The sequence below is a fragment of the Aquisalimonas sp. genome (genome assembly GCF_007120195.1).
In the GTDB taxonomy this organism is placed as follows: Bacteria; Pseudomonadota; Gammaproteobacteria; order Nitrococcales; family Aquisalimonadaceae; genus Aquisalimonas.
In genome coordinates, this window is record NZ_SKOG01000095.1 from 1 (window position 1) to 10110 (window position 10110).

Below are 10110 nucleotides of genomic sequence, written 5' to 3' on the forward strand. Positions count from 1 at the left end.
CGGCAAGAAAAGCCTTTACTCGCGCAGCACTTATGACGAGGCGACCTTCTGGTCGGAGTATGACCGCGATACCTACCAGTCACTCAAGCGCGAGTGCGACCCGGAAGGTCGGTTCCCGGGACTGTACGAAAAGGCATTACAGCAGTAAGCGCTTCGGGAACTGTAGCTACCGAATTCCGGGGACAGTAACCAGAAACGGGTCCTAACCCGTTTGCACGGACACATCCATCAAGGCTTTGGACTTCCCCGGGTGTCGTGGGCAGTTTCCGAAAGCGGACCGACGCCCGGTGATGGTCGAGTGTCCGGTGAGGGTCGAACTAAGTCACCGTCACCGACGCAGAAACTCCTCTCGCCCCGAGAAGAGTTTATCGCCCCTCTGGTGGATCATGTGCTCGTCCATCAATGCCTGCAGCGGCGCTTGAAGCATATCGTAATGGGATGGACCGCCACCTCCCTCTTCTGGTGGCGTGGAACAGGCACAGCATGAGTTCCGCGTCATGGACATGATCGAGTTGCCGGGTCCTCTCTGGCGCGCACGCCCAGTCCCGCAAACGAGGCACCAGGAAGTGGGCCGATCGCCCAAAAAAAGTCAACACACCGGACCAGATCACCTGCGTCGTGTAGTTGATCCAGCTGACCCTCGATGCGCGCCCGGATGCGGAAACCCAACCGTCCGACATCGGCGGCGGTAAGCAAGCGGTCGGCGAGAACCTGGAAGGGGACAGGGCCTTCAACGTCCACGACGTGCAGGATTGCCGCGTCCAGTGACGCTGGCCACATTGAACGCCCTTGCTGCCTACTTCCGACAGGCAAAGATGAGAACCAGTCGATCGTGCGCGCTGCGGTCGCGGATACACTGGAACTTCGCCGGTGGCTGCTCGGGCTCGGACCAAGGGTTGAAGTCGTCCAGCCCGACGACCTGGGCGATGAAATCGCGGCCAAGCACCTGGAAGCGTCCAGGCTGGACCGGAACGTATGCGATCGATAACGACACCGCTGTCGCGGCACACCATTAGCCTGGACTGCGAACTATCCGCCCGGAGATCAGCATGCTCGGAGCAATTGCCGGTGACATCATCGGGTCCGTCCACGAGTTCGGCCCGCCCGCCACGCCGGAAACACCGCTATTCCAGCCACGCAGCCATTTCACCGACGACACCATTCTCACCCTGGCCACAGCCCGCTGCCTGGTGGATGGCGTCGATTACGCCACCGCTTACCGCGAGGCGTATCAGGCGAACCGCGCGCAGTCCTGGGGGATGCGGTTCATCGAGTGGGGTAAGGATCCGTCCATGGGCCCTTACAACAGTTTCGGTAATGGTTCAGCCATGCGGGTGAGCCCCATCGCCTTCTGGGCACGTGACCTGGATGAAGCGCTCCTTGAGGCCAAACGCTCCGCGGAAGTCACCCACGATCATCCGGAGGGAATCCGTGGTGCCCAAGCGACCGTCCACGCAGCGTTCCTCGCCCGCCAGGGAGTGTCAGCTTCGGCGATTCTGGCGGCAATCCGCGCACACCACGGCTACCCCTTGGACGAACCCGTGCCCGTGATTCAACGGACCTCCCGCTACAACGAGACGTGTCAGGGCACCGTGCCACCGGCAATCCGAATTGCCTGCAATGCGGAGAGCTTCGACGACGCGATGTCGATTTGCATCAGTCTGGACGCGGATACCGATACACTTGCGTGCATCACCGGCGGCATTGCAGAAGCGCGGTTCGGTATGCCGAACCATGTGGTCAACGCCGTGAACAGTCGTCTGCTGCCAGAGCAGCGTGAACTGATTGAGCGATATTGGACGCTCGTGTCTGACCGGCTCGCGTAGGAGCATCGAGCCGCATCTCGCAACTCAGCACGGGCCCAGGAGGGGAGGTAGCGCATGGAGAACCACGGAGGATTGCATCGCGGGGTTGCCAACAGCCACTCCTCCCCGCTGCGCATCGCCGCGGTGGACGCACCGGGTGGCGGCGTTTTGGGCATGACGCTTTGCCCGGGAAAAATCGGGCCGGGTAATCGCCATCCCTGGGCGCGCGACCTTGCACTTGACCTGGAGACGCTGGCCGACTGGGGCGCGGACTGCCTGGTCACGCTGATGGAATTGCACGAACTCATTGACTACCGGGTGCAGGATTTGGGCGCCCGCGCACAGCAGTGGTTCGGACAGGACGGCTGGTTCCATTTGCCTATTGCCGACTGCAGCATCCCCGACGCGGAATGGGAGTCACAGTGGACGGAAGTACGCAGCCGCCTACACCGGCGTCTTGACGACGACCAGCGGATTGTCCTCCATTGCCTGGGCGGCCTCGGGCGCACGGGCCTCGTCGCGTGTCGGCTGCTCATCGAGCGCGGTCTTACGCCCGAGGAGTCCTTGGCGCGTGTGCGCTATACGCGGCCGGGCGCGGTGGAGACGCGCGCGCAGGAGCAGTACGTTCGTAGCATGGCTGCCGTAACTTAAGAGATAGGACGGCTCCGAGGTCAGTCGGCCCCGTTCACTTAACCCTGGTGGTGTCGCCGGTGATGATAGAGCCCGAGGGCGGTCGCGAGTGCCCGGCACGTCTGCACACAAAGCCATCGCGCCCATTGTGATCGCTTTCCGCGCTCGGTCCCATAACCCTGAGGAGTTCATGTTCACATTTGGATCACAACAGGCGTGGCGAGTCCGGGTAACCCACACCACACTTCTGTCACAGCGGCGAATTAAAACGTCTCAATCGCAGGCGATTCGTGGCGCACGCTGCGCAATAAGCCATTGATCGTGTTGAACGCCTCTGATTCTACTGGCCTTTTTACTTCTCCGATTTACCTCTCCTGTTTGGCAACGCGAGGTCTCCCCATGGATGCATGGCCCGGCATTGTCCGCCTTGGGCGCAATACAGCCGGCCGCGATATCGCCGTAGGCGACCTGCATGGCATGCGCCCTCTCCTGGAAAAGGAGCTCGAGCGCATTGATTTCGATCCCGAGGTTGACCGGCTGATCTGCGTCGGTGACCTCGTGGATCGTGGCCCGGACAGTATGGGCAGTCTGCGGCTGCTCGAAGAGCCATGGTTCCATTCTGTCCTCGGCAATCATGATTTCGCGGCGGCCATTAACTGCATGGGACCGGCCGGGCCGGTATCATTAGATGGCTATATGCAGATGCGCCTCCTCCCCGAACCGTGGTTACAGAAGCTGGATGGCGAGGAGAAGCGAAGACTGGTACAGCTCGTCTCGGGTATGCCAGTAGTGATGGAGATCGAGACCAAAACGGGAGCGGTGGGCATTGTGCACGCCGAGGTTCCGCCGGCATTTCTGAGGTGGGGGGAACTGGTGCAATGGATTGAAGAACGCTGCACACATGACGACGGCCTTGACTGGGTAAAGCCGTTAATTTGGGGGCGAAGCTTCGTCTCACTTCGGGGTGCGCGGCGTGCTTCGGTCAATGACGCCTCCGCTCGGCTGCCGGATATCGGCCATGTGATCCATGGGCATACCATCAGCATCGCAAAGGGCTTCAAGCCGTGGCGTCTAGGCAACCGTTACTATATCGACACCGGCGCCTACTTGCTCCGCAAGAGGCATCAGAACCTGTTGCGCTTGCTCAGGTGGCCCCTGGGCGGATCACCGAGATTAGCGCTTGTCGACGTTCAAACCGCCGACCAGCCCCTATGAGCCAACGCCCGCAATGCGCGCTGCGCGGAGTACCAGCGGCTCAATCGGCCATGCGCTCCCGCCCACCACTCCCATGTCCACCGCCGTGCCCTCGACCACAGCGCCATCGGGGGTCGGCCAGCCATTCTCACTCTGGCGCTGAAGCCAGGGCCTCTCGGGCGTCGGCACGCTATGGCGCTGGATGAACTGTTCGACAGCCTGCTGCCTGTCGGTGCGCTCCTCTCCCGTCAGGTCAACTGGTCCTTTGTGACCGGATAGAGGACGCACGCATCGAAGACACCCCCGAAGCCTACGTCAGTACCCCATATTCAGATCCTGCGCCTGCTCGGTCAGTGCATCCAGGGCCTGCTGTCTGACACGGTCGCGCTCGGCCTTATAGGCCGGCAGATCGTGGTGTCTGTGACGAACGCGGATAATGAAAACGTCGCCATCGTCGACTCGATAGACGATCAAATGGAATCCGATGGACTGGATGCGAATCGGCCGGACGATCTCGAAGCGTGCGTGCGCGGCCAGGGGGTTGTCGGCAAGGAAGCGGAAACACCGTTCCAGCTGCTCATGGTACCGCTCGGCCTGATAGAGACCGAACTGCCCCACGCCGGCCCGAAAAATATCGATGATGTCCTCTTCGGCCTTGTAGGTGAGCCTGTACCCCATGCGATTCAGCCGGCTGGAGTCTGCTTCCGGGACTCCCGGTTGCGGTTGCGTCCGGACTGCGAACGAGATGTTGGTGTACACCCACGAGCCCACTAAAACAATTGGGTATCCCCATCCTCCTTCTCCCATCCTCCTTCTGGATTCATTGCACTGACAAGGATTGCGCAGCCAAGCGGCATCGATAAGACCGAAAAATGGCAAAATCGGTTCGTATATGCCAGATTTCCGGGATGAAACCTGCGTACCCGATAAGACATGTGAGCCTGGTTGCCACACCAGAGGTCATGGCCGGCACGCTCGCCGGTCTCAATGGCATCCTGAACTGCTTCGGCGCGCTGGGCTGGTTCGATGAGTCCCTGGGGCGCCATCCCCCCTACCAGGTGGATATCGTCTCCGAGCACTCCAGGTCCATGGCGCTGGGCGGCGGCCTTGCGCTGCCATGGGTGCGCGGCGCGCGTTAGGTCGGCCACACCCGATCTGATTGTTGTGCCCTCGCTGATGGTCGCGGGAGGGAAATGGCAGACCGACCGCTATCCGGCATTGGTGGAGTGGATCGCGGACATGCACGCCGCAAGCGCCGAGCTGTACTCGGTTTGCTCGGGGACGCTACTCCTGGCGGAGACCGGGCTACTTGACGGGCGCCGGGCGGCCATGCACTGGGCCTATGCCGATACGTTTCGCCGGAACTTTCCGGCCGTCAGGCTGCAGCCGGACAAGGCGCTGGTCACCGAGGGCGAGCGCAACGAACTGGTGATGTCGGGGGCGGCGTCGTCCTGGCATGACCTGGTGCTGTTCCTGATTGCCCGGCATCTGGGCACGCCAGCCGCCCAGGCTGTTGCCAAGTTCTTCGCACTGGAATTCCACCGCGACGGCATGGCGCCCTACACCGTGTTCGTGCCCCCTCGCGACCATGGCGACGCCACGATTCAAGGCGCCCAGTGGTGGATTACCGCGAATCTGGATAACCCCTGCCCCGTGGAGGGTATGGCCGAGGTGGGCGGAGTTTCCGAGCGCAGCTTCAAACGCCGCTTCAGGAAAGCCACGGGCTACATACACCACGATCTGCTATGTCCAGGAGCTGCGGCTCAACCGGGCCAAGCAACTCCTGGAGCAAACGAGAAAGGCAATCGACGATATTGCGGGTGATGTGGGCTACGAGAATCCCGCCTACTTCCGCAAGCTCTTCATGCGCATGGTAGGCATCACGCCCGGAGCGTACCGGCGCAAGTTCCATGTGCCGGCCGAACCGCAATAGTCGCACGGCCTGCCTTGTTCTCTCCCTGTTTCAGGGGTTGCCCTGACCCAGGTGCTGATGTCTTTGATTCCGTGCTTGGCATCTCGCCGGACACGCGACCATTGCCGGGGGCGGCGGCCAGACAACGCCCCGGCAATGGCCGGTTACCGACCCTTCACGCACGGGTCGCGACCACTTCGAGGTACTCGGCCTCGACGCGCGTCGTGTCGCCGTCTGCCGTATTGTGCTCCGACCACAAAGCGACCAGATCGCGGTCCAGTGCCTCGGCGTCGTCGTCGGAGAGTGCCTGGAACGCGCGCTGGACCGGGCCGTAGTAACGGCGGTAGAAGTCAACGGTATCGGCGGGCGAGAACGGGTAGTCGAACCACACCGGCACGCGCTGCGTCACCAGGGCGGAGACGCCATCGCCGAGTCGTTCACGGACCGCTTCGTCCTGGCCCCACAGCAACGGCGAGGGAACGCCGGGCGGCGGTGATACATATCCGCTCAGAACCTTCAGCATCCGCCCGATGAAGCCCTCGGGCGTCCAGTTGGCCAGTGCAATCGTGCCGCCGGGACGACAGACGCGCAACAGCTCCGTTGTCGCCACTTCGGGCCGCGGTGCGAACATGATGCCGTACATGCTCACGCAGAGGTCGAATTCTGCGTCGGCGTAGGGCAGTGCCTCCGCGTCGCCTTCGTCGAATCGGATCTCGAGTCCCTCGCGCTTGGCTCTCTCCCGGGCCTGCTCGACCAGGTTGCCGGCCAGGTCGATGCCGACAACGCTGGCGCCGGCCCGGGCGGCCGGGAGTGCGAGGTTGCCGGTGCCGCAGGCGATGTCGAGCACGTCGTTGCCGGGCCCGACATCGAGGCGGGCCATGAAGTCTTCGGCATGCGACTCGATCGACTTCGCGACCTCGCCGAAGTCACCCGCCTCCCACGTTGCCTTCATGCGTTGCTTCAGTGCCGCCAGATCGGGCATTGTCGCGTTCATGATGGCTGCCTCCTCCGGGAATTAAGGTCGCTCCCGGTCTTGTATCGTGCGTCTAGTGTGATCGATAACGTCCGCCACTCACGTCAGGGCGGGCTCGTCTTCTTCCTTGCGACGACCTGCGCAAGAACCATCCGTCCCTCCTCCAGGCTCAGTTTCTGATTCCGTGCCATGGTCTCGAACTCGGGCCCGAGCAGGAGATGAAAGCCGAGGACTGGCGGACCTTCCTCGCGGAGCCGCTTGCCCAGTTCCGTGAGCCAGGCGCGTGCGGCGGCGGTCCGATCCGACCACTGCACCAGCGTGAATCCGGCTTTCGCGAGCAGATCCCGCAATTGTTCCGGCGACACCAGGAAACTCGTCGCCGACGTCCGGGCCCACGGCACCGGGAAATGCACGGGTCCTGACGGGCCAGCGAGAACATCGTAGATCGCCAGCCGCCCGCCGGGCGTGAGAACCCGGTGCATTTCCCGGTAGAACCGTTGTTTGTCCGGGATGTTCATGGCCACGTGCTCGGTCCAGACAACACTGAACGCTCCGTCGGGGAACGGGAGATCATTCGCATCGGCCTGGCGGTAATCAACACGATCCGTCAGTCCGGTGCGAGCGGCGAGCATGGCGGCAACCCGACAGTATTCGGCGGTGAGATCCACGCCGGTGACGCGGCAGCCGAATTCCTGGGCGAGACAGCGCGCTGTGCCGCCGATGCCGCTGCCCACGTCGAGCGCATAGTCGGTGGACTGCAGTCCGACGGTTTGAGCAAGTTCCAGCGTCGCTTCGCGGCCACGCACATGGAATTCGTCGATGGGAGCAAGGTCTTGTGGTGCGAGACAGGTCGTGTCCTTGCCGGCCGCCTGGAGTGCCGCCAGGATTCTGTCCCCAAGATCCGGGACGGCGTAGTGCGTCGCGACGGCGCTGCTGACCTCCCGGTCCTCCGGTGTGCGGGGGGCTTCCCCGGTGTCTTCCTCGGTCGAGCTCATCGCGTGCCTCCACGCGGCGGACCGTCGCTACGGGCTTTACACAATTGCACTATACGCCCGCAAACCTATACTCCGGCAAGTACTCAATCTGAAGCGGATACGACGTCGTCCGGGGGGTGTAATGGCAGCGCGCGGATACGGGCAGTTCTGCCCTGTCGCCATGGCCTCGGAGGTGCTCGGCCAGCGCTGGACGATCATCCTGCTGGGCGAGCTGATGGCGGGCAGCGAGCGGTTCAATGACCTGCGCCGGGGCATGCCTTTGATCTCACCGGCGTTGCTGTCGAAGCGGCTCGGCGAACTCGACGAGCTTGGTGTGATCACGCGCAGTGTCGATGCCGCGACCGGCTCGCCGCTGTAACGTCGGCGTCCAGCGCCCTGGCGTTAGCGAATGCCCCGCGTACAACGCGCCATCGGTCGCGGTTGCGTCCGGATTGCGAACGAGATGCTGGTGAACGCTCACGAGCTCACTGAAACCACGCGGTGTTGCCATCCTCATTGCTCCCCTTCCAGCACCAGATCCACATCCAGCGTCTCGGCGAAGGGGTCGATCATCTCCTCCCGGTGCAGCGTTCCGGGGCCGGCGGCGAGGCAGGCGTCATCCAGTGAGAGCAACGTCTGCGCACGCGTCGCGTTGTGGTCCTCTTTGGCGGCTTGCGGATTCCACGCCCCCGCCCTCGCTGGTGCCCTGGTTAAACGGCAGAAACAGCGTCTCCTTGCCGGCGAGCCTGGTGGTCATGGCCGCCTCGTCCTGGCTCACTGCAACGTGCACCAGCGCACCGCGCTCGTCGTGAGCGTTGTGCCTTCCAGCTCCGCGAATAACTCTGGCGGCATCACTTGATCCCGCGCGAACGCGTTCGCCTCGGCTTCAGCCGTATCGTCCAGCCCGCCTTCGACGTCAACGAACGCTATACGTTTGCTGTGACGCGCGAGGTGTCCGGCTTCATGACGAAAGAAAACCACAGGTGGTGCTTCGACTTGTGGCGCAGGCTGAGCGCGATCACCGCCTTGTCCGGACGCAGCCATCGTGCCGCGTCGCTGAACCGTACCGCGCAGGCAACGAGTTCAAGAATGCCCCAGCGCCATTGGCCCGGACGAGGGAGGCGGTGGGGTGGGCAAGCGCAGCGCATCCACCATGAATCGCGCTCGGTAGGTGGATGCGCTGCGCTTATCGCTAGGAGGTGGTGACGATGTCCCGATACACAGCGGCCTCTGGCACGCAGGGCATCTTCAGCACGATCAGGGCAACGCCCACGGACGCTACTATGCCGACCGAACCCAGCCAGGACATGACAAGCACACACACAGCGGACGGTAGCCCAATAAGGTTGATTACCCGCATGTCAACGAGCCCATGGGGCGACCGGCAAGGCATTGGTGAGCGGTATACCTTTCGCACCAGCAGCGATTATAGTGGCCCTTCAATGGGGCACTCGATCGCGCATGGCCCCACCGCCATTCTTGCGAGTATTGGTCATGTTACGTCTTCCACCGCTGATCGCACTCTCCTATTTCGAGGTCGCCGCGCGAACCAAGAGTTTCGCCGCGGCCGCCAAAGAGCTCAATGTCACGCCGGCGGCGATCAGCCACCAGATCAAGGCGCTTGAGGAGTATCTCGGCGTCGATCTGTTCGTCCGCCACCACCGGCGAGTCAGCCTGACCGCGGCCGCGCGTGAGGCCCTGCCGGAGCTGCATGAGGGGTTTCAGGCTCTGAGTCGTGCGGTGGACAAGATCCGCTCCTATGGCGAGGAGCGCCTGATCGTCACCGTGTGCGCCGAACCCCTGTTCGCCACCAAGTGGATCGTGCCACGCCTGCACCGTTTCTACGCCCGTTGCCCGGACGCCGAAGTGCGGCTGCAGGCGAGCCTACGTGCGGTGGATCGTGCCCCTGATAGCGTCTTCGGTGTGGCCGAACTCAAGCTCGCCGGCATCGACGTTTGCGTGCGCCTTGGCTACGGCAACTACGCGGGCCTAGAGCCCCAGCGGCTGATGAGCTTGGATCTGGTGCCAATCGGCGCACCGAAACTGGCCGCCACCGTGGATGGTGTCGACACACTGCGCGGACTGACGTTGCTGTGCGACAACAGCCTCACCCGCTTAGACGAGCCCTGCGGCTGGAAAGAATGGTTCAAGCAGCAGGGATGTGAATTGGGAGCGGCACGGGAGCTGCGATTTGGCAACGGACTGCTGGCGCTGGAGGCGGCCATAGCCGGCCAGGGCGCCCTGCTCGGCAGTCGGGAGCTGCACCAGGCGGACCTGTGCGCCGGAAAGTTGTCGGTGTTGGCCGACTGTCCTCTGGACTATGACCAGGCTTACTACGTGCTTACTGCGGGCGCGGGCCTGGAGCGACCGATCGCCGAAGAGTTTCGTGACTGGATGTTGGATGAAGCAAATATGCATGCCTGATACGACAATCGTAACTGAATAAGCTACAACGTATGTGATTGATGTGGAAGCGATCACACGGTGATGGACGCAAGCGCTGTAGCCGGACACACCCAGCCGGGCGACAACTTGCGTGACGGGATGGCGTCGCGTCGAGCTGGATGTTCCGCAGCTCGATTTCGCGAGGAAGATTCGACCGGCTGGCCGCGTTTGCCCCAA

Annotated in this window: 14 protein-coding genes and 2 pseudogenes; 10 read left to right on the plus strand and 6 right to left on the minus strand. The window is 62.9% G+C overall.

All coding sequences use genetic code 11. From position 1 onward, the window contains the following. Window positions 1-148, plus strand: a pseudogene (locus QZT63_RS07385) (FAD-binding oxidoreductase); the annotation flags it as partial. Window positions 149-495: 347 nt separating this feature from the next. On the opposite strand, the gene QZT63_RS20020 reads toward QZT63_RS07385, so the two are convergent. After that, complete coding sequence (locus QZT63_RS20020; protein WP_366636308.1) at window positions 496-741, minus strand: DUF3320 domain-containing protein; 246 nt, start codon at window positions 739-741, stop codon at window positions 496-498. Between QZT63_RS20020 and QZT63_RS20025 the strand changes: the two genes are divergently transcribed. The 4 genes from QZT63_RS20025 to QZT63_RS07410 all read left to right on the plus strand — a co-directional run bounded on the left by QZT63_RS20025 (window position 656) and on the right by QZT63_RS07410 (window position 3650). Beyond that, window positions 656-988 (plus strand): WYL domain-containing protein, encoded by a 333-nt coding sequence (locus tag QZT63_RS20025; RefSeq protein ID WP_366636310.1) that lies wholly within the window; start codon window positions 656-658, stop codon window positions 986-988. The two genes, QZT63_RS20020 and QZT63_RS20025, sit on opposite strands and share 86 nt — an antisense overlap. Window positions 989-1049: 61 nt before the next feature. Then, a complete protein-coding gene (locus QZT63_RS07400) occupies window positions 1050-1826 on the plus strand; it encodes an ADP-ribosylglycohydrolase family protein (RefSeq protein WP_290649917.1) in 777 nt (258 codons plus the stop codon). A 54-nt stretch (window positions 1827-1880) separates the two neighbouring features. After that, window positions 1881-2456 carry a cyclin-dependent kinase inhibitor 3 family protein gene (locus QZT63_RS07405; RefSeq protein WP_290649918.1) on the plus strand — a complete coding sequence of 192 codons (576 nt, stop codon included), beginning with the start codon at window positions 1881-1883 and terminating at the stop codon, window positions 2454-2456. Window positions 2457-2834: 378 nt separating this feature from the next. Further along, complete coding sequence (locus QZT63_RS07410) at window positions 2835-3650, plus strand: metallophosphoesterase (protein WP_290649919.1); 816 nt, start codon at window positions 2835-2837, stop codon at window positions 3648-3650. Window positions 3651-3944: 294 nt separating this feature from the next. On the opposite strand, the gene QZT63_RS07415 is transcribed toward QZT63_RS07410, so the two are convergent. Then, window positions 3945-4307, minus strand: a complete 363-nt coding sequence (locus QZT63_RS07415; protein WP_366636313.1) for a type II toxin-antitoxin system RelE/ParE family toxin — start codon at window positions 4305-4307, stop codon at window positions 3945-3947. Window positions 4308-4564: 257 nt separating this feature from the next. On the opposite strand from QZT63_RS07415, the gene QZT63_RS07420 reads away from it, so the two are divergent. From QZT63_RS07420 to QZT63_RS20030, 3 genes are read left to right on the plus strand one after another with little or no spacing between them, the layout of a single operon-like run. Beyond that, window positions 4565-4768 carry a hypothetical protein gene (locus QZT63_RS07420; RefSeq protein ID WP_290649921.1) on the plus strand — a complete coding sequence of 68 codons (204 nt, stop codon included), beginning with the start codon at window positions 4565-4567 and terminating at the stop codon, window positions 4766-4768. Between the two features lie 37 nt (window positions 4769-4805). Further along, window positions 4806-5453: a DJ-1/PfpI family protein gene (locus QZT63_RS07425; protein WP_290649922.1), complete on the plus strand. Its 648-nt coding sequence runs from the start codon at window positions 4806-4808 to the stop codon at window positions 5451-5453. After that, on the plus strand, window positions 5413-5562 hold the full coding sequence (locus tag QZT63_RS20030) for a helix-turn-helix domain-containing protein (RefSeq protein ID WP_366636320.1): 150 nt from the start codon (window positions 5413-5415) through the stop codon (window positions 5560-5562). Before QZT63_RS07425 ends, QZT63_RS20030 begins: the two co-directional genes overlap by 41 nt. Window positions 5563-5716: 154 nt before the next feature. Here QZT63_RS20030 and QZT63_RS07430 read toward each other — a convergent pair whose 3' ends face one another. Both QZT63_RS07430 and QZT63_RS07435 read right to left on the minus strand, forming a co-directional pair. Further along, window positions 5717-6535, minus strand: a complete 819-nt coding sequence (locus tag QZT63_RS07430; protein ID WP_290649924.1) for a class I SAM-dependent methyltransferase — start codon at window positions 6533-6535, stop codon at window positions 5717-5719. A gap of 299 nt (window positions 6536-6834) precedes the next feature. Continuing rightward, a pseudogene (locus QZT63_RS07435) lies at window positions 6835-7509 on the minus strand (methyltransferase domain-containing protein); the annotation flags it as partial. 121 nt (window positions 7510-7630) lie between these two features. On the opposite strand from QZT63_RS07435, the gene QZT63_RS07440 reads away from it, so the two are divergent. Next, window positions 7631-7867 (plus strand): helix-turn-helix domain-containing protein, encoded by a 237-nt coding sequence (locus QZT63_RS07440; RefSeq protein ID WP_290649928.1) that lies wholly within the window; start codon window positions 7631-7633, stop codon window positions 7865-7867. Window positions 7868-8262: 395 nt separating this feature from the next. Here the strand turns inward: QZT63_RS07440 and QZT63_RS07445 are convergent, their stop codons facing one another. Together QZT63_RS07445 and QZT63_RS07450 are read right to left on the minus strand one after the other, a co-directional pair. Continuing rightward, window positions 8263-8469: a hypothetical protein gene (locus tag QZT63_RS07445; RefSeq protein ID WP_290649929.1), complete on the minus strand. Its 207-nt coding sequence runs from the start codon at window positions 8467-8469 to the stop codon at window positions 8263-8265. Between the two features lie 211 nt (window positions 8470-8680). Continuing rightward, the gene (locus QZT63_RS07450; protein ID WP_290649930.1) at window positions 8681-8848 is read right to left on the minus strand and encodes a hypothetical protein; all 168 of its coding nucleotides are present in this window, start codon (window positions 8846-8848) and stop codon (window positions 8681-8683) included. A 134-nt stretch (window positions 8849-8982) separates the two neighbouring features. Here QZT63_RS07450 and QZT63_RS07455 point away from each other — a divergent pair, with 134 nt between their 5' ends. Continuing rightward, window positions 8983-9912 carry a LysR family transcriptional regulator gene (locus QZT63_RS07455; RefSeq protein ID WP_290649932.1) on the plus strand — a complete coding sequence of 310 codons (930 nt, stop codon included), beginning with the start codon at window positions 8983-8985 and terminating at the stop codon, window positions 9910-9912. Window positions 9913-10110 lie beyond the last annotated feature (198 nt).

Bases quoted from the DNA above. Each gene is read 5' to 3' on its own strand.
- QZT63_RS20025 (WP_366636310.1), top strand. From the start codon at position 656: ATGCGGAAACCCAACCGTCCGACATCGGCGGCGGTAAGCAAGCGGTCG.
- QZT63_RS07400 (WP_290649917.1), top strand. From the start codon at position 1,050: ATGCTCGGAGCAATTGCCGGTGACATCATCGGGTCCGTCCACGAGTTC.
- QZT63_RS07405 (WP_290649918.1), top strand. From the start codon at position 1,881: ATGGAGAACCACGGAGGATTGCATCGCGGGGTTGCCAACAGCCACTCC.
- QZT63_RS07410 (WP_290649919.1), top strand. From the start codon at position 2,835: ATGGATGCATGGCCCGGCATTGTCCGCCTTGGGCGCAATACAGCCGGC.
- QZT63_RS07415 (WP_366636313.1), bottom strand. From the start codon at position 4,307: ATGGGGTACAGGCTCACCTACAAGGCCGAAGAGGACATCATCGATATT.
- QZT63_RS07425 (WP_290649922.1), top strand. From the start codon at position 4,806: ATGGTCGCGGGAGGGAAATGGCAGACCGACCGCTATCCGGCATTGGTG.
- QZT63_RS07430 (WP_290649924.1), bottom strand. From the start codon at position 6,535: ATGAACGCGACAATGCCCGATCTGGCGGCACTGAAGCAACGCATGAAG.
- QZT63_RS07440 (WP_290649928.1), top strand. From the start codon at position 7,631: ATGGCAGCGCGCGGATACGGGCAGTTCTGCCCTGTCGCCATGGCCTCG.
- QZT63_RS07450 (WP_290649930.1), bottom strand. From the start codon at position 8,848: ATGCGGGTAATCAACCTTATTGGGCTACCGTCCGCTGTGTGTGTGCTT.
- QZT63_RS07455 (WP_290649932.1), top strand. From the start codon at position 8,983: ATGTTACGTCTTCCACCGCTGATCGCACTCTCCTATTTCGAGGTCGCC.